At 68.5% G+C, this 20,019-nt stretch carries 16 protein-coding genes; 8 read left to right on the forward strand and 8 right to left on the reverse strand.

What is annotated here, in order from left to right:
* Positions 1-118: 118 nt before the first annotated feature.
* Positions 119-358: a chaplin gene (locus ACWDZ6_RS11145; RefSeq protein ID WP_326652260.1), complete on the reverse strand. Its 240-nt coding sequence runs from the start codon at positions 356-358 to the stop codon at positions 119-121.
* A 745-nt stretch (positions 359-1,103) separates the two neighbouring features.
* On the opposite strand from ACWDZ6_RS11145, the gene ACWDZ6_RS11150 reads away from it, so the two are divergent.
* The 5 genes from ACWDZ6_RS11150 (at position 1,104) to ACWDZ6_RS11170 (ending at position 5,253) form a co-directional block, all read left to right on the forward strand.
* Positions 1,104-1,337 carry a chaplin gene (locus ACWDZ6_RS11150; protein WP_351460883.1) on the forward strand — a complete coding sequence of 78 codons (234 nt, stop codon included), beginning with the start codon at positions 1,104-1,106 and terminating at the stop codon, positions 1,335-1,337.
* A gap of 244 nt (positions 1,338-1,581) precedes the next feature.
* Positions 1,582-2,232, forward strand: a complete 651-nt coding sequence (locus ACWDZ6_RS11155) for a DUF4360 domain-containing protein (protein WP_389174713.1) — start codon at positions 1,582-1,584, stop codon at positions 2,230-2,232.
* A 243-nt stretch (positions 2,233-2,475) separates the two neighbouring features.
* Positions 2,476-3,084, forward strand: coding sequence for a DUF6058 family natural product biosynthesis protein (locus ACWDZ6_RS11160; RefSeq protein ID WP_451502631.1), 609 nt, complete (start codon positions 2,476-2,478; stop codon positions 3,082-3,084).
* A gap of 478 nt (positions 3,085-3,562) precedes the next feature.
* Positions 3,563-4,774 carry a pyridoxal phosphate-dependent aminotransferase gene (locus ACWDZ6_RS11165; RefSeq protein WP_326652256.1) on the forward strand — a complete coding sequence of 404 codons (1,212 nt, stop codon included), beginning with the start codon at positions 3,563-3,565 and terminating at the stop codon, positions 4,772-4,774.
* Between the two features lie 92 nt (positions 4,775-4,866).
* Positions 4,867-5,253, forward strand: a complete 387-nt coding sequence (locus tag ACWDZ6_RS11170) for an SCO4983 family protein (RefSeq protein ID WP_451502632.1) — start codon at positions 4,867-4,869, stop codon at positions 5,251-5,253.
* Between the two features lie 216 nt (positions 5,254-5,469).
* On the opposite strand, the gene ACWDZ6_RS11175 is transcribed toward ACWDZ6_RS11170, so the two are convergent.
* Positions 5,470-6,060, reverse strand: coding sequence for an XRE family transcriptional regulator (locus ACWDZ6_RS11175; RefSeq protein ID WP_451502633.1), 591 nt, complete (start codon positions 6,058-6,060; stop codon positions 5,470-5,472).
* 83 nt (positions 6,061-6,143) lie between these two features.
* Between ACWDZ6_RS11175 and ACWDZ6_RS11180 the strand changes: the two genes are divergently transcribed.
* Positions 6,144-7,208 (forward strand): NAD(P)/FAD-dependent oxidoreductase, encoded by a 1,065-nt coding sequence (locus ACWDZ6_RS11180; protein WP_451502634.1) that lies wholly within the window; start codon positions 6,144-6,146, stop codon positions 7,206-7,208.
* 243 nt (positions 7,209-7,451) lie between these two features.
* Here ACWDZ6_RS11180 and ACWDZ6_RS11185 read toward each other — a convergent pair whose 3' ends face one another.
* Complete coding sequence (locus ACWDZ6_RS11185; protein WP_451502635.1) at positions 7,452-9,287, reverse strand: phosphoenolpyruvate carboxykinase (GTP); 1,836 nt, start codon at positions 9,285-9,287, stop codon at positions 7,452-7,454.
* Between the two features lie 284 nt (positions 9,288-9,571).
* On the opposite strand from ACWDZ6_RS11185, the gene trhA reads away from it, so the two are divergent.
* Positions 9,572-10,246: a PAQR family membrane homeostasis protein TrhA gene (gene trhA, locus ACWDZ6_RS11190; RefSeq protein ID WP_326652251.1), complete on the forward strand. Its 675-nt coding sequence runs from the start codon at positions 9,572-9,574 to the stop codon at positions 10,244-10,246.
* A 200-nt stretch (positions 10,247-10,446) separates the two neighbouring features.
* On the forward strand, positions 10,447-11,085 hold the full coding sequence (locus ACWDZ6_RS11195; RefSeq protein ID WP_451502636.1) for a TetR/AcrR family transcriptional regulator: 639 nt from the start codon (positions 10,447-10,449) through the stop codon (positions 11,083-11,085).
* A 56-nt stretch (positions 11,086-11,141) separates the two neighbouring features.
* Here the strand turns inward: ACWDZ6_RS11195 and ACWDZ6_RS11200 are convergent, their stop codons facing one another.
* The 5 genes from ACWDZ6_RS11200 to ACWDZ6_RS11220 all read right to left on the reverse strand — a co-directional run bounded on the left by ACWDZ6_RS11200 (position 11,142) and on the right by ACWDZ6_RS11220 (position 20,005).
* Positions 11,142-13,577 carry a galactose oxidase-like domain-containing protein gene (locus ACWDZ6_RS11200; protein WP_451502637.1) on the reverse strand — a complete coding sequence of 812 codons (2,436 nt, stop codon included), beginning with the start codon at positions 13,575-13,577 and terminating at the stop codon, positions 11,142-11,144.
* A 73-nt stretch (positions 13,578-13,650) separates the two neighbouring features.
* Complete coding sequence (locus ACWDZ6_RS11205; RefSeq protein ID WP_451502638.1) at positions 13,651-14,835, reverse strand: glycosyltransferase; 1,185 nt, start codon at positions 14,833-14,835, stop codon at positions 13,651-13,653.
* Entirely contained in the window at positions 14,832-16,553 is a 1,722-nt protein-coding gene (locus ACWDZ6_RS11210; protein WP_451502639.1) for an ArnT family glycosyltransferase, read from the reverse strand. The genes ACWDZ6_RS11205 and ACWDZ6_RS11210 overlap by 4 nt, the downstream gene beginning before the upstream one ends.
* Positions 16,550-17,764 carry a glycosyltransferase gene (locus ACWDZ6_RS11215; RefSeq protein WP_451502640.1) on the reverse strand — a complete coding sequence of 405 codons (1,215 nt, stop codon included), beginning with the start codon at positions 17,762-17,764 and terminating at the stop codon, positions 16,550-16,552. Before ACWDZ6_RS11215 ends, ACWDZ6_RS11210 begins: the two co-directional genes overlap by 4 nt.
* Positions 17,765-17,995: 231 nt before the next feature.
* Positions 17,996-20,005, reverse strand: a complete 2,010-nt coding sequence (locus tag ACWDZ6_RS11220) for a thioredoxin domain-containing protein (RefSeq protein ID WP_451502641.1) — start codon at positions 20,003-20,005, stop codon at positions 17,996-17,998.
* Positions 20,006-20,019 lie beyond the last annotated feature (14 nt).

Raw genomic sequence — 20,019 nt, forward strand, 5'->3', positions numbered from 1 at the left:
GGGGGGCGGCGGCCCGCGACATTCTTTTGCCCGGCGCCCCCCCCCCCCACCCACCCCGGCCGGGGCCCCCCCCCGCCCCGCCCCCCCCCCCCCCCACCCTGGTGTGGCGAAGCTCGGCTCAGCCGTTGGAGGCGACGTTGCCGGAGGCCGTGTTGAGGAGGCCGATCACGTTGGCGGTGTTGCCCGAGACGTTCACCGGGACGTGCACCGGAACCTGGGCCTGGTTGCCGGAGACGACGCCCGGCGATTCGGCGGTGGCGCCGTCCGCACCGGCATCGGCGAACGCGGATCCGGAGGCGGCACCGGCGGCGAGACCAGCGGTGGCAAGCACCAGGGCGGCCTTCTTGGCAGTCTTCATGGGAAATAGCACCTTCTGCTCGATGTTCTGCCCAACGTTAGGGCTCACATAGATCGAAACGGGATACGCATGGAGATGACACGGCCGACGACGCCGGTACCCCTGTTCAGCCCAATTACCCTACGAGCGTGCCGATGTGGGCCATGTGAGTGAATCCGCAGCCCCGCCGACCGGGTGGACCGGTATTCGGATCTTCACATTGCACCTCATCGTTTCGATTGCGTACTTGATGCCCAAACAACGTCTCGATCAGCAATTCTGCCGGACTCTCGGAATTCATTCAGCAAACGGGTGAATACGGGGCCGGGCGGTCGCCAGGGAGTGATGGAATGGCGGAGCAGACCGTACCGGGATCTATTCGGGTACAAGCCTCCAGCCGGCGGCGCATTGCGTCGTGGGGCAGTCGTGCTTCCTGTTGGCATGGCGCATCCGGATACGTGCGACGATCTGCCTCACCGGCGGAGGGCCTCTTGAAGACCCTCCGCCGGTATTCACAAACGGCCGCACACGAGCGGGACGGGAATGCCCGGAGCGGCGGGAGATCATCCCCGCAAATAATCCTCCGGCGGTCCGATAAACCGCCGTGCTGCATACGAGTGACTTTTCGGGACGGCGGCCATACCGAGGTTTCTTCGCGGGAATCCAGTCGTTACTAGTCCTGCAGAGGTGTTCATGAACAGGGAACTGGCAGCGCAGCGCGAAGGTCGGGCTTGCGTACGGCACCACTGCTGAAAGGATCAAAATAATGAAGCACAAGAAGGCTGCTGTCGTTGTCGCGGGCGTCGTCATGGCCATGGGTGGCGCTGCCCCCGCCATGGCGGACGCGGGTGCCGAAGGTGCCGCTGCCGGCTCCCCCGGGATCCTGTCGGGCAACGTCATTCAGGCTCCGATTCACGTGCCGCTCGCCGCCTGCGGCAACACTGTCGATGTGATCGCCCTGCTGAACCCGGCCTTCGGCAACGCCTGCGGCAACGGCTGACATTTGTTACAAAGCGGCACCGAGGGTCACGAAAGTGCACCCCGGTGCCGCTTTTCTCTGTGGCCGGTTCCGGCGCATACGCAAGAGGCCGATAACGGCCCTAGCCAGCCCCTGCCCTGGTATCTACCATTCCACTCGATCCGGCTCTTCAAGAAGCGCCACGAAATACTTGAAGAGTTGACATGATCATGCCTAGGCATGGTCACTTCCGGATGAACCCCTCACATTTCCCGATGGGAGAATCATGTCCCGTGCACTTTTCGCAGGTGGCGCGACAGCGGCAATTCTCGCTTCGTTGCTGGCCTCTCAGAATGCTTCCGCTGTGAGCATCGCGCCCCCGGACAAAATCACGATCGACATCGCGACAGTCAACGGATCGGGCTGTCGCCCAGGGTCCGCCGCAGTGGCCGTGTCCGAGGACAACACGGCCTTCACCGTGACCTACAGCGAGTACCTCGCCAAAGTGGGCGTGGGTGCGAGCTCGACCGACTTCCGGAAGAACTGCCAGCTGAACCTGGTGGTGCATGTCCCGCAAGGCTTCACGTACGCGATCGCCAGCGCCGACTACCGCGGTTTCGCGAGCCTGCAGTCCGGTGCCACCGCCATGCAGAAGGCGTCGTACTACTTCCAGGGCTCGCCTGACACGGCGGCCAGAAATCACCCCTTCAAGGGGCCCCTCGACGACAACTGGCAGGCGTCCGACTCCACGGAGTGGGGGCAGTTGGTCTGGGCGGCATGCGGCGTGAAGCGCAACTTCAACATCAACACCGAAGTGCGGGTCAGCGCAGGGACATCGGATCCGAAGAAGACGACCAGCTTCATGACGATGGACTCGACGGACGGTGCCATCAACACCATCTACCGGCTGGCCTGGAAGGAGTGCGACGAGCCCTAAAGACAGGGTTTCTCAGGGCACTGCCCCGGCCACCTTCCGGTGGCCGGGGCGGCGGTTGTGCGATACGCCCCGGTTCGGCCTCGGCTGCGGGGGTCCGGCGAATCCGGCCGCGAGCTCCGCCCCGTCCCCCTGCGCGCCATCACGACGTGCTCCGCACCGTTCGGTGAGCACCGAACCAACCCGTCGATAGCGTGCGGAGCACCCCGCGGGACGCCCCCGTGCGGTGGCGGCGGAGGGCCACGTATGTCGACGACAGACCTGAAGAGGCAGCTGGCGGACCGGTTCCGCGAGGTCAACGGTGAGCATCCGATGACCGATGCCGACGACGCGTACGTCAGCGCGCAGTTCACCGTCCTGGATGAACTGTGCGCAGTCCACGGCCGTGATGCCGACGAGGCCCGCCGGCTGATGCTGGGCCGGCGTCTGCCGCTGCCGGGATACCTGCGCTCCGACGGGGCCGAGATGGTGCCGGCCGATCTGTTCTCCCTCGCCGACGAGGCGGGCGGCACACACCGGCTCGAAGCCTGGTTCACCGCTCACTGGACCGTGCCGGCCGTCGGCGAGGAGGAGTGGGATTCGTACCTCAGCGGACGCTACGTATGCCTCCACTCGGTGACTCCGGCCGCCATCCGGCGCAAGGACCGCCTGACGGCCGCGATCAGCGCCGCGCCGCACGAGCCGACTGCCGGTTCGGTGCGGTGGGCAGTGCGACTGCACGCTCTGATCGACGAACTCGATGCGCTGGAGCCTGCGTTCACCGCGTACGACCGTCTCCGTTTCAACGGTCCCACGTCCCGCGACACCTGCATCGACGCGATGCGCGAACGCTTCCCGCGCCCTGAGCGCCGGTAAGTCGGTGAGAGCAGCACCTGCCGGCGCTGACGCGCGGCGAGGGTGTGCGGGAGATCGGGAGTGCGCCTTCGACCGGTACCGGCCGGTCACCGGCACGATCCCGGCCCGCCGGCGGACGGACCACGTTCCGCTCAACCGCCGGGCATACCGGTGAGCGGCCGGCGTGCCCCTGAGGCCAGCCGGCCGGCCGAAGCCGACCCGCTCCGGCCGGAAGCCGAGCAGCGGCACGTCGCCGGGGATCTCGATGCCGACGGCGCGGGCCGACGACGAGGACGAGGCGAAGGTGACGAGGACAACACCGAACCGATTCCCTCCTGCCCCCGCAACACAAACCGCAGGTGTCCGGCCCGTCCGGGTGGCCCTTTCGAAGGGACGGAGCCGCTCTCATCGGCCGATGTGTCAAACCGGACATTCGTGCCACCTCGCGGTGGCCGAAAACACGGGGCGATCAGCGTTACGCGCCCGTAAGCTCGCGGACATGCAGGTGATCCAGTCGACGAAGCTCGCAAACGTCTGTTACGAAATCCGGGGCCCGGTCCTCGAGGAGGCGATGCGGTTGGAGGCAGCAGGTCATCGCATCCTCAAGCTCAACACCGGCAACCCCGCCGCCTTCGGTTTCGAGTGCCCGCCCGAGATCCTCGAGGACATCCTCCGCAACCTCGGCGACGCACACGGCTACGGCGATGCGAAGGGGCTGCTGTCCGCACGCCGTGCGGTGATGCAGCACTACCAGACCAAGGGCATCGACCTGGACGTCGAGGACATCTACCTCGGCAACGGCGTCTCCGAGCTGATCCAGATGTCGATGCAGGCACTGCTCGACGACGGCGACGAGGTACTCGTACCTGCCCCGGACTATCCGCTGTGGACCGCGTCCGTCTCGCTCGCCGGCGGCACCGCCGTGCACTACCGGTGCGACGAGCAGGCCGACTGGATGCCCGACCTCGCCGACATCGAGCGGAAGATCACCGACCGCACCAAGGCGATCGTGATCATCAACCCGAACAACCCCACGGGTGCGGTGTACGACGACGAGATGCTGCGCGGCCTCACCGAGATCGCCCGTCGGCACAACCTGGTCGTCTGCTCCGACGAGATCTACGACAAGATCCTCTACGACGGCGCCACGCACACGCCGACCGCCGCGGTCGCCCCGGACCTGATGGTTCTCACCTTCAACGGGCTCTCCAAGAATTACCGGGTGGCGGGCTACCGCTCCGGCTGGATGGCGGTCTGCGGCCCGAAGGCGCACGCCTCCTCGTACATCGAGGGCCTGACGATCCTGGCCAATATGCGCCTCTGCGCCAACATGCCCTCGCAGCACGCCGTCGCCACCGCGCTCGGCGGCCGGCAGTCGATCGAGGACCTGGTGCTGCCGGGCGGGCGGATCCTGGAGCAGCGGGATGTCGCGTACGACCTGCTCACCCAGATCCCGGGCGTGACCTGCGTCAAGCCGAAGGGTGCGCTGTATCTCTTCCCGCGCCTCGACCCCAAGGTCTACAAGGTCAAGGACGACCGGCAGATGGTGCTCGATCTGCTGCGGACCGAGAAGATCATGGTCGTGCACGGCACGGGATTCAACTGGCCGGAGCCCGATCACTTCCGGATCGTGACGCTGCCGGCGGCGAAGGATCTGGCGGACGCGGTGACGCGGATCGGCAGGTTCCTCGACGGCTACAGCCAGCCGTGACCCGCTCCCGGGCAAAGATTCACGACCCGGCTCAACCTTAGACAGAATCTAAGCTAGGATGGTCTCCTGACAGTGAGCAGGAGGCCATCCCCATGTACGAGCCGATCCGCACCAGGTCACTCCATTCGATGGCCGACGATGCCGAGTACCCGCACCGCAGCCGCGAGGAAGAGCTGGACATCCAGCTCGCCGGACATCTCTCCGCTCTGCTCGCCGTAACCGACGAGCTCGGTCTCGATGCGGCTGCCGAGCGCATCGCGGCCCAGATCTCCCGCCTCCGTGGCGCCCCGCCGGTCCGCCATGCTGGCCGCAGCGGCGCCGATCCGGCTGCCCTGCACCGCCGCGCGCACGCTCTCGCGGGCCGCGCGCTCGTCGTCGCCGCGTCGCGCGCCGACACCGCCGCCGCGATCCTTTCCGCCGAGCGCATGGACGCGCACACCGCCGCGCTGACCGACACACCTCTGGTCGGCGCCCACTGACGGCCCCGGTTCACGGGCCGCGGAGGCGCGTGGGCCGGGTGCCACCAACTGTCCGCAGCCTCCACGACATGCCGGAGCCCTTCCCGCCACTGCGGGAAGGGCTCCGGCATGTCTGCACATCCACGATCCGCGAGCGACGCGCCGAGCGGGATCAGCCCGCCCAGAACCAGGAAGCCGACCTCGCCCGGGAACCACGGGCCGCCGGGCCGGCGCCGGTCATCTGCCTGCGGGGCGGGCCCGTACGTGTATCCGCTCGCCCTGCGCCCCGAACAGGCTGAGGAACTCGACGGGCCGGGGTCCGGCGTTGGCGAAGCCGTGGGGAGTGCGGGTGTCGAATTCGGCCGCCTCGCCCGCGGTGAGGACGATGTCGTCCCCGCCCAGAGCCAGCAGCAGGCGGCCGGACAGGACGTAGAGCCAGTCGTAGCCCTCGTGCGTCCGCTGCTCGGGCCGTACGCCCGTCTCCTTCCCGACGGGGAGGATCTGCTTGTAGGCATGCAGGCCGCCGAGGTGGCGGGTCAGTGGCACGAAGGTCTGGCCGTGCCTGGTGAAGGGGCGCGGGTGGACACGTGGGTCGCCGGTGGGTGGCGCGCCCACGAGTTCGTCCAGTTGCACGTTGTGTGCCTTGGCCAGCGGGAGCAGGAGTTCCAGGGTCGGTTTGCGCTTCCCCGACTCCAGTCGCGAGAGGGTGCTGAGCGAGATGCCGGTCGCCTCGCTCAGCTCGGCCAGGGTGGTGCCGCGGTCGCGCCGCAGGGCCCGCAACCGCGGGCCGACCGCGCTCAGCACACCGGGAATGTCGTCGTCAGCCATCTCCTCATTTGCCGCTTCGGCAAGAAGGTTTGTCAAGTGGCCGGCCACGGAACGACGATCTCCGGTGAACGGAGGTAAGCGACATGACGAGACAGAACGAGCTGATTCCGGCCGCCGCTTCCACGGACGAGGAGCGGCGCTACGAGGTCGTGGTCGTCGGAGGCGGTGCCGCGGGACTGAGCGGGGCGCTGACCCTGGCGCGGGCACGGCGCTCGGTACTGGTGGTCGACGCCGGTCAGCCGCGCAACGCCCCGGCGGCCGGAGTCCACACCTATCTGGCGCGCGAAGGCACGCCGCCCGCGGAACTGCTGGCCGCGGGCCGCGCGGAGGTGACCGGCTACGGCGGTGCGATCCGGGCGGGCACCGTCGTGGCCGCCGAGCGGTGCACGTCGGGGGGCTTCCGCGTCGTCCTCGACGGCGGCGGCACGGTCCTGGCGGAGCGGCTGCTGGTGACCACCGGCCTGGTCGATGAGCTGCCCGACGTTCCCGGCCTGGCCCAGCGGTGGGGACGGGAGGTGCTGCACTGCCCGTACTGCCACGGCTGGGAGGTACGCGACCGGGCCATCGGCATCCTGGCGACCGGACCCTTCGCCGTCCACCAGGCACTGCTGTGGCGCCAGTGGAGCAAGGACGTGACCCTGTTTCTGCACACCGCGCCGGAACCGGGCGAGGAGGAGTACGAGCAACTCGCCGCCCGCGCCATCGCCGTCGTCGACGGCGAGGTGACCCGCCTGGAGGTGACCGGCGACCGCCTCACCGGTGTGCGGCTGGCCGGCGGCCGGGAGTTCCCCTGCCAGGCTCTCGCGGTCGTCCCGCGCTTCACCGCCCGCACAGCCGTCCTCACCGGCCTCGGACTCTCGGCCGTCGAGCAGGAGATGGGCGGTCATGTCATCGGCAGCTACATCGCCGCCGACCCGACAGGGGCGACCGCGGTGCCCGGAGTGTGGGTGGCCGGCAACGTCACCAACCTGATCGAGCAGGTTGTCGGCGCCGCCGGTGCGGGCGTGCGCGCCGCCGCGGCGATCAACGCCGACCTGATCGCCGAGGAGACCCGCCGGGCTGTTGCCGCCCGTCGCTCCCCCTTCTCACCGCAGTTGGAGCGTGACGTGTGCGAGCGCGTGCTCGGCGACCGCCGGCACGGCCTGTGACCCCACGCAGGCCACCACCCTGCCGCGCCCGAAGAGGTCATCGAGGCCCTCGGCTGTGACGTCCGGCGATCGGGCCCGCGGCGGCAGTGTGCGAGGAGTCCGTGGGACAGAGTCCGGCCCCCGGAGCCGTGAGGGGGCTCCGGGGGCCGGGGGACGCGGCGGACCTGTGTGACCCCACAGGTCAGGGCGGATGTCTGGAGGATCCGCCGCGACGTTTCTTCAGCCGTTCGACTTCGGCTCCGCTCAGCCGAGACGGGCGACCAGCGCGCGGTACTCGTCCCACAGTTCCTTCGGCGTGTGGTCACCGAAGGTGTTGAGGTGCTCGGGGACCAGAGCGGCCTCCTCGCGCCACACCTCCTTGTCGACCTTGAGCAGGAAGTCGATGTCGGCCTCAGGCAGTTCGAGGCCGTCCGTGTCGAGCGCCTCTCGCGTCGGCAGGACGCCGATCGGCGTCTCGACGCCCTCGGCCTTGCCCTCCAGGCGCTCCACGATCCACTTCAGTACGCGGCTGTTCTCGCCGAAGCCCGGCCACACGAACTTGCCCGCGTCGTTCTTGCGGAACCAGTTGACGTAGTAGATCTTCGGCAGCTTGGCGCCGTCGCCCCTGGACGTCGCAGCCTGGCCGACCTTGATCCAGTGGGCCATGTAGTCGCCCATGTTGTAACCGCAGAACGGCAGCATCGCGAACGGGTCGCGGCGCAGCTCGCCGACCTTGCCCTCGGCGGCCGCGGTCTTCTCGGAGGCGACATTCGCACCGAGGAAGACACCGTGGTTCCAGTCGAAGGACTCCGTCACCAGCGGTACGGCGGAGGCGCGGCGGCCGCCGAAGAGGATCGCCGAGATCGGCACACCCTTCGGGTCCTCCCACTCGGGCGCGGCGATCGGGCACTGCGAAGCCGGCACGGTGAAGCGGGCGTTCGGGTGGGCCGCCGGAGTCTCGGACGCCGGGGTCCAGTCGTTGCCCTTCCAGTCCGTGAGGTGCGCCGGCGCCTCCTCGGTCATGCCCTCCCACCAGACGTCGTTGTCATCCGTCAGCGCGACGTTGGTGAAGACGGCGTTGCCCCACAGGGTCTTCATGGCGTTGGCGTTGGTGTGTTCACCGGTGCCGGGCGCGACGCCGAAGAAACCGGCCTCCGGGTTGATCGCGTACAGCCGGCCGTCCTCGCCGAAGCGCATCCAGGCGATGTCGTCGCCGATGGTCTCCACGGTCCAGCCGGAGATGGTCGGCTCCAGCATGGCGAGGTTGGTCTTGCCGCACGCGGACGGGAAGGCGGCCGCGACGTACTTCGACGGGCCCTGCGGCGGAGTGAGCTTGAGGATCAGCATGTGCTCGGCGAGCCAGCCCTCGTCGCGCGCCATGACGGACGCGATGCGCAGCGCGTAGCACTTCTTGCCGAGCAGGGCGTTGCCGCCGTAGCCGGAGCCGTACGACCAGATCTCGCGGGTCTCCGGGAAGTGCGAGATGTACTTGGTGGAGTTGCAGGGCCACGGCACATCGGCCTCGCCCTCGGCGAGCGGGGCGCCGAGGGTGTGGACGGCCTTGACGAAGAAGCCGTCGGTGCCGAGCTCGTCCAGCACCGGGCGGCCCATGCGCGTCATCGTCCGCATGGAGACGGCGACGTACGCGGAGTCGGTGATCTCGACGCCGATCGCGGAGAGCGGCGAGCCCAGCGGTCCCATGCAGAACGGCACGACGTACATGGTCCGCCCGCGCATCGAGCCGCGGAAGATGCCCTTCTCGCCGGCGAAGATGTCCTTCATCTCCGCGGGAGCCTTCCAGTGGTTCGTCGGGCCCGCGTCCTCCTCCTTCTCGGAGCAGATGAAGGTGCGGTCCTCGACACGTGCGACATCACTCGGGTCGGACGCGGCGTAGTACGAGTTCGGGCGCTTGATCGGGTCCAGTTTCTTGAACGTGCCCTTGGCGACGAGCTCCTCGCACAGGCGCTCGTACTCGGCCTCGGACCCGTCACACCAGACGACGCTGTCCGGCTCCGTGAGTGCAACGATCTCGTCGACCCAGGAGACGAGCTCCTGGTGATTGGTGGGGACGGTGCCGGGAGCCGCGATGTCGCGCGCCACGATCGCTCCTAAGTGAGGGGTTTGAAGGTTGTTGCCCCGTGGGGGCTGCGACCCGGATGCTTCGTAGCCCGCTCATCCGGTGCCGACCGCACTCATCTGATGATCGGTGCACTGTGCCCATATGTCCAGAGGACCTCTCACGTGAGCATCGCCACTCATCACTCGAAACCTCGAACCAATAGGTGGGAACCGGGCCGCGAACCCGGAGCGGGCTCGAGCCCAACCGCTGTGAGCCTGGCGGGAAGGGGCCCGTTACCTACGGTTCCGTAGGTAACATCTTCGCCATGACCTCTGCCGCGCCCGAAGTGACCGAGATAGAGCCCACCCCGGTGAAACCGAGGCTGCGCGGCTGGCTGCACGCCGGGATGTTTCCCGCCGTGCTCGTCGCGGGGCTGGTGCTCACGGCACTCGCCGACTCCACCCGCGCCCGGGTGGCCTGCGCGATCTACGTCTTCACAGCGTGCCTGCTCTTCGGCGTCAGCGCGATCTACCACCGCGGCACCTGGGGCCCGCGCGGCGAAGCCGTACTGCGCCGGCTCGACCACGCCAATATCTTCCTGATCATCGCGGGCACCTACACCCCGCTGACGATGCTCCTCCTCCCCGATTCCACCGGCCGGACGCTGCTGTGGGCCGTCTGGGTGGCGGCCGTGGCGGGCATAGCGTTCCGGGTCTTCTGGGTCGGCGCCCCGCGCTGGCTCTACACGCCTTGCTACATCGCGATGGGGTGGGCGGCGGTCTTCTTCCTGCCGGACTTCATGCGGGCCGGCGGGATCGCCGTGCTCGTCTGCGTGATTGTCGGCGGACTGCTCTACAGCGCGGGCGGAGTGATCTACGGAATCAAGCGGCCGAACCCGTCACCGAGCTGGTTCGGCTTCCACGAGGTCTTCCACTCCCTCACCCTCGCGGCGTTCGTCGTGCACTACGTGGGCATCTCGATGGTCGCCTACCAGCACTAGGGGCGTGTTCGAGAAGCGGCGCCGACCGCTCCTTCCCCTCACTCGTACGGCCCTGGCCGTGGCATCGCCGCCACGGCCTTTTTCCTGACATCGACCGTCTTTGGAGAGCTGCTGTCATCTGACATCGGCTCTCCGGGACCCGCCGCCCCCGGTCGGCGCACGACATCGATGTACGACGTCGATGCACGACAATGACGAGCATGGCCGCCACCACAGGTAACCCCTTGCGCGACTCGTCCGTCGCGCCGGCGCAGCCACAGCTGGGGCTGCGCGAGCGCAAGAAGCTCAAGACGCGGATCGCGATCCGGCGGGCGACTTTCGGTCTCATCGCCCAGCAGGGGTACGAGGCGACCACCATCGAGCAGATCGCGGCAGCCGCCGAGGTCTCGCCCTCCACGGTCTTCCGCTACTTCCCCACCAAGGAGGACATCGTCCTCACCGACGAGTACGGCCCGGTCTTGGAAGCGGCACTGCGGGCCAGACCGGTCGGCGAGGACCCGCTGGAGTCGATCCGACAGGTGATGACGCACGGGCTGCGGACCTTCATCCGTGAGGAGCGCGAGGAGGTCGTCCAGCGCACCAGGCTGATGGTCGAAGTCCCGGCGGTCCGGGCCAGGATGACCGTGACCATGGCCACCGCCGCGGAGCTGCTGGTCCACGCGCTGGCCGACCGCACCGGCCGCGACCGCGACGACCTGGACGTACGGATCTTCACGGCGGCCGTGCTCGGGGCGCTGCGCGAGGTGGTGCTGTACTGGGCCGCGCGCGACCACCAGGACGCGCTGATCGTCCTGGTGGACCGCGCGCTGACCACGATCAAGGGCGGGCTGACGCTCTAGCTCCCGGCTCCCCGCCCCTCACACACCGCCGGGGCTCGTCCGGCCCCGCGCCCGGATCAACGGCTTACCCGGTCGCCCTTGCCGCACGCGAGACCGTCCCTGTTCGGGTCGAGCCCCAGGGGATCGTCCTTGCCGTTGACCTTCAAGCGGCCGTAGTCATGCGCCGAAAGCCACTCACACCGCGCCGCCGTCCCCGCCCTCACCGTCCTCGGAAAGGCCGTGGGAACACATACTCCGGCCGTGCCGTAGTGCCGGTCGCAGCCCGCGATCTGCGCACTCACCGATATCGAACTCCGCTTCTTCTGAGCCTTCTTGGGCGCCTGTGCCGGCGCGCCCGCGAAATCGTGGACATGCGCGGACGGCGCGTCCGCGGCCAGGGCCGCCGGTCCCCCGAGATGCACCCACTGGGCCACCGACGGAACGCCGTTCGCGTCGACCGCGAAGAGCATGTACCAGCCGGGCGGCGCCAGATTCGGGTTGCTGGTGACATTGAGGTCGACGTTGTTGCCGTCGACCGTCATCGGCAGATCCACGAACCGCTGGTTGGGGTCGGAGGAGTGTGTCACCGCCGCCGGCCGGATCAGCTCCGCCTTGGCGATGGGCCGGTCGACCGTGATCCGCTGCGTGTCCCCGTACGTCCACTGCCCGTCGATCACCGAAGTGATACTCGGCCGCGCGCCCTTGAGCAGATACGGCGGGGTGTAGACCGACACATTGTGGTTGTACGTGCCGTTGCCCGGGTTGTCGCCGACGGACATCACCCGCCCGTCCGGCAGCAGGAAGGACCCGGAGTGATACGTACGCGGGATCGGGTCCGTCGCCAGGCCCTGCTCGTACGTATTGCTCACCGGGTCGAAGAACGACGCCTCGTACACAGGATCAGCCCGGTCGTGCAGACCGCCCCCCGTCTCCAGCACCTTTCCGTCCGGGAGCAGCACGGCGGAGACGAACATCTTGCCCTCGGCGCCCGACTGCGGACGCTTGCCCTGCCCCTGGTCGACCTGGCCCTGCGGCAGCAACGGACCGTTCGTATATACCGGGTTGGGGCTCTTCAGATCGATGATGTCGGTGAGACGGTTGGCCGCCGGGTTGGTCTCGTTGTTGCCACCGCCCATCGTCAGGACGCGCTGGTCCTGGGCCGGCGGCAGTAGCACGCTCGCCGACTCGTCGCGCTGGTCCTTGTTCCGCAGACCGGGCACATCGGTGATCGTGTTGGCGGTGTAGTCGTAGATCGAGGCACCGGAGCCCTGCGTTCCGTTGCCGAAGACATGGCTGCCGGAGTAGAAGAGCCGGCCGTCCTGCATCAGGATCATCGACGGATACAGACCCCAGTACGACCATGTCTGGTTGACCTCGTTCATCGGCAGCCACCTGTTCTGCGCCGCCGAGAACTTCTCGGCCGTCACATTGCCGGTGGAGTCCTCCTTCAGACCGCCGAAGGAGATGACATCGCCATTGCCGAGGACCGTCGCCGACGGATACCAGTGCCCGCCGTTCATGTCGTTCGTCTTCGTGTACGTCTCGGTCGCCGGGTCGAAGATGTACGAGTCCTTCAGCCCCTGGTAGCCGATCCTGCCGTCGGCCGACGGATAGCCCTTGTTGCCGCTCATCACCAGGACCTTGCCGTCCTGCAGCTGCACATGCCCGGAACAGAACATGTCCACCGGCGTGGGGATGGTCCTGAAGGTGCCGTTCGCCGGGTCGTAGACGGCCGAGGTAAAGGTGCCCGCCTCGAACTGCGCCTGGTCGTTCCCGGAGCCGGCGATGACCAGCACCTTGCCGTTGCGCAGGACCACGGAGTGCATGGACCGCACCGGGTTCTGCACGGGCAGTACCTCCCAGCGGCCCTTGGCGCACTCCTGAGGTGTCGCCGTGCACTGGGGTTCCGGAGCGGGCGCTGTCACTTCCTCCATGACGTAGTCGTCGGTGGTGACCGAGCCGGTGCCATAGACGGACACACCCCAGGTGATCTGGTCGGTATGCGGCGGCACGGCGGGCGTGCGGACCTCGGCGCGCTCGTAACCGCCGCTCATCGGGAGGGTCTTGAGGTCCGTCCAGTACTGCCAGCCCAGCGTCGTGTCGTGCCGGAAGAGGGTGACGGACGTGTCGGGAGTGGTGCTCTTGTACCAGAGCGAGAGGTCGTACTGACTCTCCGGCTTCACCTTGGGCGCGCACGTCACGTTCTCGGTGATCATCGCCTTGCGGTCGCCGTCCACGCGGCGGCTCAACGACACCTTCATCGCCTTGCTGCCGGAGTGCGCGTCGGCCACGGTCTCGAAGGTGAAGTCGTTGTCGCCCCAGCCGGACTTCTCCCAGCAGGCGGGCATGTCCGCCGTACCGGCCGGACCGGCCGCCTCGAAACCGGGGTTGGTTATCAGGTTGGCTCCGGCGGAGGCGGGCTGTGGAGCGGATATCAGCAGCGCGGCGGTCATTGCGCCGACGCCCAGCAGTGCGGCCGGGCGCCGGCGCCCTCTCCGGATCGTTGAAAGCATGGGCAGATCCCTTTCTGTGCTGTCCCCGGCCGGACAGGCGTGCAAGAAGCCCCGTCCGGCGGTCAAGGACGAACTACTGGGGCCGCTTGGTCCCGACACGACCCTTGCGCGGCAGGTACACCAGCGCCTCCGTCGCGGCGAACCGCAGGACGAACGTGGTCAGCAGCGCCAGAGTGGTCGCGGGCAGCACGGCCATCTCGAGGTGACCCACGAACAGCGCGATCAGCGGAATGCGCAACAGCAGATCGGCGTTGGCGAGCAGCGCGAAGCGCCCGGCCCGGTCCGCCCAGTGCCGGTGCCCGCGCCGGTCCCGGAACAACAGCACCTCGATGAGGAGGAAGTTCCACCCGACGCCGAACTGGTTGGCCACGATCTCGGCCGGCAGATAGTGCATTCCGGCGGTCGTCAGCAGATGCAGCCCGAGCAGATTCGGTACGAAGCCGGTGAGCCCGATCAGCCCGAAAGCCAGCATCCGCGCCGCCGGAGCGGCCGTACGCAGCGCAACGAGATGTCCGAGGAACCGCAGCCCCTCCTTCGCGGTCGACTTGGACTCGCCGGCGAATCTGTCCTGGAAGACGAACGGCACCTCAGCGACCTTCTCGGGACGGCACCGTACGGCCAGCTCCAGCAGGATCTTGTAGCCGAGCGGCTTCAGCACATCCGCTGTCACCACATTGCGGCGGATCGCGAAGAAGCCGCTCATCGGGTCGCTGATACCGCGCAGCCGGCCCGGGAAGAGCCCCTTGGTCAGCCAGGTCGCACCCCGCGAAACGGCGATGCGATAGCCACCGGCGAGGCCCGCGCGGCTGCCGCCCCGGATATAGCGGCTGGCGACGACGAGATCGGCGCCCGACCGCTCGCCCGCCGCCACCAGTTCGGGCACCAGCGCGGGCGGATGCTGGAGGTCGGCGTCCATGACCACGATCCAGTCGGAGCCCGCGGACTTGATGCCCTCGACGACGGCGCCGCCGAGCCCGCCGACCGGCGTTTCGCGGTGCAGCAGGGTGACCGGAAACGGGCAGTCCTGCGCGGCGCTGCGGATCACCTCCGGGGTGTCGTCCGTGGAGTCGTCGACGAAGACGACCTCGCAGGGCAGCCGGGACGGCACCGAATCGGTGAGCCGGTGCAGCAACTCCCGTACATTTCCCGATTCGTTGAAGGTGGGGATGATGATGGTGACGGCACCGGGCTCGGCGAGCTGGGCGCCGCTGAGTTCCGGATCGCCGAGCTCCTCCGCGCCGGTACGGGGTGTGGTCATCGGGTGCCTCCAGCGATACGGCGGATCTCGATCCGGCCCTCGCCGTCGCCGAAGACGGCGACCGGCTTCGAATGCTCCAGTGCCGCCTTGACGTTGGGCAGATCGACGGCGTCACGTCGGACGGTCGGCGACGACACGACATAGTCGAGGTCTCGCCAGCCACGCGGCATCGTCTTCGTCACCGCCGGGTCGAGGTCGGCCTTGTAGAACCAGATGGCGCCGGTGCCGGGCTCGAAACCGTCGTGCACCAGGTCCAGCCAGAGCGCGTCGTCGACCAGGACCCGGGCCGACGCCGGGTCGGGCACCTCGTCCTGGAGCCAGGAAGCGGCGGCCCGGTAGGGACCGTTGGCGTCGACGGTCAGGGCGGCGCGGTTGCCGTCGTACCAGCGCGGCACGACGTAGGCGGCCGCGGCCACCGCGAGGATCCCGGCGACGGCCCAGCGGATGCCGGTCCGGAGCCGCGGGCGCTGCGCCGGGGCTTCGCCCCGGACCCGTCCCCCTGCACTCTGAGGGTCCCCCCAACGCAACCGCCCAAGAGGCCGGAAATCCCGCCGCAGCACCGCGTGCGCGACGCTCGCCGTGCCGCCCGCGAGGACCAGCGCCAGGAACGGCAGCGCCTGGATGACGTACATGGCCGGCAGATAGCCGGAGGGGCGCATCGCGACCAGGGCGAGGATCGCCACCACCAGCGAAGGTCCGGCGAGCGCCCGCGCGGTGACCGACCAGCGCAGCGTGACCAGCAGCAACGCCGCGCCCGCGAGACCGCCGAGCGGCAGTACCCGGTCGTAGTAGAGCCAGGACCGGAAGACGCCGTGCGAACCAGAGCCCGGGTCGAAGATCGATCCGGAACCCTCGCGGCCCATCTGGTACGTGATCCCGTCGATCAGCGACACATGACCGGGACCCGGGAACAGCTCATTGTTGAGCAGCGCGAAGAGGGGATACGACAGACCTATCAGCGCGCAGGCCGTTATCGCTCCGGTCACCGCGTACTTGCGGGTGTCGCGATGGCTGTGCCGCCACATCGTCACCAGCAGCGCCGGCAGCACCACCAGCATCGTTTCCTTGGTGAGTACGGAGGTCGCTGCGGCGAGACCGGCGGCGAAGTGGTGCCACAGATGGCGGCTCGGGGACGCGGCCAGGCAGAACGCCAGCAGCATCCACATCACCGCGATGTTGTCCAGGAAGATCTCACGCTGCAGGACCACGGAGAGCGGGGAAAGGCCGAAGAGGAGCATGGCCAGCCCAGCCGCCCAGCGCGGCAGGAACAGCCTGCGCGCCAGTACATAGAGGAGCACCGCGCACGCCGCGCTGACCAGCAGCATCGCGAAGCGCATCGACGCCACGGTCATCGTCTCGGGCGCGATGAGCGACGGCAGCCAGGTGAGGAACGCGATCTGGATCCAGCCGAGCGGCGGATGGTCGTACCAGTACGTGTAGTGCGCGAGCCCGTCGCCCTGCTGCACCGCCCAGGCCTGTGCGAGATAGGTGCCCTCGTCGTCGCTGAGGGTCGGGAAGTGCGTGATGTTCCAGCCCTGGACGAGCAGTATCGCCGCCAACAGCCCCGCGCAGAGCAGCAGATCGGGGCGGGAACTGCGGAACCGTATGACGGGCCGTATGTGGACGGGCGCGTCCGGCCGGGACTCCTCGACGGCGGACGAGGCAGCGGCAGGCGGGGCGGCGGCTGTGTCGGGCGCCGGCGGAAGTGTGGTGGTCACTGGTGGACGTCCTCTCGGGTCTCGGTGAGATGAGCGCCGACATGACTGGTCAGCTCCCACTCGTTACGGCCGCGCTGCTCCCGCCAGACGGCACGCACCGCGGCGCCCGCCAGCAGTACCTGGTAGAAGGGGCCGCCGACGATGAGCTTGAGGTAGTGGCCGGTGCGGACGCGCAGTCCGTACTGCTTCCCGAAGTCGTGCAGCCCGACGATCTCGAAGACAAAGGTGACCATCGCCGTGATCAGCGGCAGGAAGGTCACGATGGCGATCCCGACGGGGACGTCGAGAAAGAGTGCGACAGCGGCGTTGACCGGGATGATCACGCCGGAGAACGCCTGCAGGAACGGCGTCATCAGGGTGTAGCGGGCGAGCATCCGTTGCCCGCGTCCCGGCAGCTGCTTCCAGTCCTTCTTCCGGTAGACCTGCAGAAAGCCCTGGTTCCACCGGGTGCGCTGCTTGAGCAGACTCATCAGGGTGCCGGGGGTCTCCTCGCGGGTGACCATGTCGCTGTCGTACGCGACGACGACCTTCTTTCCGACGGAGGAGAGGCGCACGCCCAGGTCGCAGTCCTCGGCAAGGCAGTTCGGGTCCCAGCCGTCCGCCTCGCGCAGCACCTTCGTACGGACGAATACGGTGTTGCCGCCGAGCGGAATGAAGCCCTTCTGCGCGTGCAGATGGAGGCGGGAGCGGAACCAGAAGAAGTATTCCAGGCAGTTGCGCAGGCTGTACCAGCTGGAGTGGAAATTGATCAGCTGTACGCCGCCCTGGACGACATCCGCACCCGTGGAGGTGAAGGCGTGGTCGACATGGGCCAGCAGCTCGGGATGCACCTGGTCCTCGGCGTCGAAGACGCCCACGATGTCGCCTCGGCAGTGCGGCAGCGCGGTGTTGAGGGCCTTGGGCTTGTTCTTCACCTCATGGGTGTCGGTGATCACGCGTACCCGGACAGGGTCACGGGCCGCGGAACGCTCCGCGACCGCGGCGGTCTCCGGATCGTCATGCCCGACGATCACGATGATCTCGAAGTTGGAGTGGCTGGATTTCAGCAGCCGCTCGATCGTGTGGTCCAGCACGGCCTGCTCGTGCCGCGCCGGCAGCAGCAGGGAGAAAGAGAGTCCGACACCGCCGTCGGGCCGGTCGAACCGGGTCGCCGCGAGCGTCTCGGGCGTCCGCCAGGCATGCATCTGCCACCACAGCGTGAATGCCGCCATCCAGAAAAGCGCCACGGAAATGGCAGCAATGAACACCGATATGAGCACCGAACGGTCCCCCCTTGGACCTGCGCCCCGGCAGCAGGACCCCCCTGGCCGGCGACACACCTCTTGCAGCCCCGGCGCAGCGGCACTCCCCAGTGCACACGTCCGGCAACTCCTCGCGCCGAGGACCGTATCGGCGGGAAGTTAAAGTCTGGTGTTCGGCCGATAAACACTGGCGTTCCACCGTCAATGGGCGAGTTTTCGGACAAGCGCGGACGCGTCCACGACAGGGGCGTCACAGGTGAAGTTCCGGCAGACGTAGGCCGCCGGGCGGCCGTCCACCAGCGGCCTTTCCCTGAGCAGCGGAAACTCCTCGCCGTCCGCCTCCCCCACCGCGATCACCGCACCCGGCGCCGGCGCCAGCAGCGCCGTACGGTGCAACTCCCGTGTCGCCGGCTCGTCCCGGGGTCCGACGACAGCCACCTCACGCGGCCCGTCCAGCAGGGCCTCGGCCACCGCGAGCCCCCAGCCGATGAACCGCGGAGCACGCGGAGCCAGCGCCTTCACCACACCCAACGCGCCCTCGGCCGCGGTGCGATGAGCCTCCGAGCCGGTGTGCGCGGCATAGGACAACAGGGCCCCGGCGGCGGCCGTCCAGCCGGACGGGGTCGCGCTGTCCGTCGGATCCTGCGGCCGGCGGATCAGCTGCTCCGCGTCATGCGCGGTGTCGTACAGAGCCCCGGCCTCGCCCACGAACTGGTCGACGACAATGTCCAGAAGGAACCCCGCGAAATCCAGCCACACCCCTTCGCCGCTCACCGCCGCCAGCGCCAGGAACCCCTCCGCGACATCCGCGTAGTCCTCCAACACCCCCGCGTTCGCGCCGACTTGACCGTCCTTGGACGTACGGGCCAGCCGCGCGCCGCTGTCCATGTGCAGTCGCACCAGCAGATCGGCCGCCTCGGTCGCCCGCTCGATGAGATCCGGCCGCTCGAAATACGCCCCGACCTCCGCCAGCGCGGCGATCGCCAGCCCGTTCCACGCGGCGACCACCTTGTCGTCCCGCCCGGGCCTCACCCGCTCCGCCCGCGCCGCGAGCAGCCGCTCCCTGATCCCCCCATCCGCTTCACCGTCCGGGAGCCGAAGGACCGAGGCACCCTCCTCGAAGGTCCCTTCCTCCGTCACCCCGAAGAACTCGGCGGCCCGCCGGCCGTCCTCGTCCCCGAGCACCTCGCGCAGCTGCTGCGGCGTCCACGCGTAGAACGCGCCCTCGACATGCCTGCCCGTACCGTCGTCGCTGTCGGCGTCCAGCGCGGAGGCGAAGCCGCCTTCGGCCGTACGCAGCTCCCGCACCATGAAGTCCGCGGTCTCCAGCGCCACCCGCCGGGCCAGGTCCGACCCCGTGGCCCGCCACAGATGTGCGTACACCCGGCACAGCAGCGCGTTGTCGTAGAGCATCTTCTCGAAGTGCGGCACAACCCACTCGCGGTCCACCGAGTACCGCGCGAAACCGCCGCCGAGCTGGTCGTACATCCCGCCGCGCGCCATCGCCTCGCAGGTGTCGGCGGCCATCTGCAGCGCACCCTCGGCGCCGGTGCGCGCGTAGTGCCGCAGCAGGAACTCCACGGCCATCGACGGCGGGAACTTCGGCGCACCGCCGAATCCGCCGTGCCGCTCGTCGTACTCGCGGGTCAGCCCGAGCAGCGCCTGCGCGAGCTCCTCCTCGCCGGGCGCACCGTCCCCGCCGAACGCGAGCGACCGCCCGGCCAGATCACGGACGAACTTCCCGGCAACCTCACCGACCTCCTCCCGCCGATCGGTCCACGCGGCCGAGACCCCCTCCAGAACCTGCCGGAAGGAGGCCATGCCGTGCCGGGGCTCGGGCGGGAAGTACGTACCGAAGTAGAAGGGCTCGGCGTCCGCGGTGAGAAAGACGGTCATGGGCCAGCCGCCCTGCCCGGTGGCGGCCTGCACGGCCTCCATGTAGACGGCATCGACGTCGGGCCGCTCCTCGCGGTCGACCTTGATGTTGACGAAGTGCTCGTTCATATAGGCGGCCGTTTGTTCATCTTCGAAACTTTCGAGGCTGAAGACATGGCACCAGTGGCAACTGGAATAGCCGACGCTCAGCAGCACCGGCACCCCGCGCTCGCGCGCCTCCTCGAAGGCCTCGCCCGACCACGGCCACCAGTCGACCGGGTTGTCGGCGTGCTGGAGGAGGTAGGGGGAGGTCTCATGGGCCAGTCGGTTCGCCATGCTTTCATCCTGCC

Source organism: Streptomyces sp. NPDC002926 (assembly GCF_053591755.1).

Excerpts from the sequence above, each read along its gene's own strand:
- ACWDZ6_RS11145 (WP_326652260.1), bottom strand. The coding sequence starts at position 358 with ATGAAGACTGCCAAGAAGGCCGCCCTGGTGCTTGCCACCGCTGGTCTC.
- ACWDZ6_RS11150 (WP_351460883.1), top strand. The coding sequence starts at position 1,104 with ATGAAGCACAAGAAGGCTGCTGTCGTTGTCGCGGGCGTCGTCATGGCC.
- ACWDZ6_RS11155 (WP_389174713.1), top strand. The coding sequence starts at position 1,582 with ATGTCCCGTGCACTTTTCGCAGGTGGCGCGACAGCGGCAATTCTCGCT.
- ACWDZ6_RS11160 (WP_451502631.1), top strand. The coding sequence starts at position 2,476 with ATGTCGACGACAGACCTGAAGAGGCAGCTGGCGGACCGGTTCCGCGAG.
- ACWDZ6_RS11165 (WP_326652256.1), top strand. The coding sequence starts at position 3,563 with ATGCAGGTGATCCAGTCGACGAAGCTCGCAAACGTCTGTTACGAAATC.
- ACWDZ6_RS11170 (WP_451502632.1), top strand. The coding sequence starts at position 4,867 with ATGTACGAGCCGATCCGCACCAGGTCACTCCATTCGATGGCCGACGAT.
- ACWDZ6_RS11175 (WP_451502633.1), bottom strand. The coding sequence starts at position 6,060 with ATGGCTGACGACGACATTCCCGGTGTGCTGAGCGCGGTCGGCCCGCGG.
- ACWDZ6_RS11180 (WP_451502634.1), top strand. The coding sequence starts at position 6,144 with ATGACGAGACAGAACGAGCTGATTCCGGCCGCCGCTTCCACGGACGAG.
- trhA (WP_326652251.1), top strand. The coding sequence starts at position 9,572 with ATGACCTCTGCCGCGCCCGAAGTGACCGAGATAGAGCCCACCCCGGTG.
- ACWDZ6_RS11195 (WP_451502636.1), top strand. The coding sequence starts at position 10,447 with ATGGCCGCCACCACAGGTAACCCCTTGCGCGACTCGTCCGTCGCGCCG.
- ACWDZ6_RS11200 (WP_451502637.1), bottom strand. The coding sequence starts at position 13,577 with ATGCTTTCAACGATCCGGAGAGGGCGCCGGCGCCCGGCCGCACTGCTG.
- ACWDZ6_RS11205 (WP_451502638.1), bottom strand. The coding sequence starts at position 14,835 with ATGACCACACCCCGTACCGGCGCGGAGGAGCTCGGCGATCCGGAACTC.
- ACWDZ6_RS11215 (WP_451502640.1), bottom strand. The coding sequence starts at position 17,764 with ATGGCGGCATTCACGCTGTGGTGGCAGATGCATGCCTGGCGGACGCCC.
- ACWDZ6_RS11220 (WP_451502641.1), bottom strand. The coding sequence starts at position 20,005 with ATGGCGAACCGACTGGCCCATGAGACCTCCCCCTACCTCCTCCAGCAC.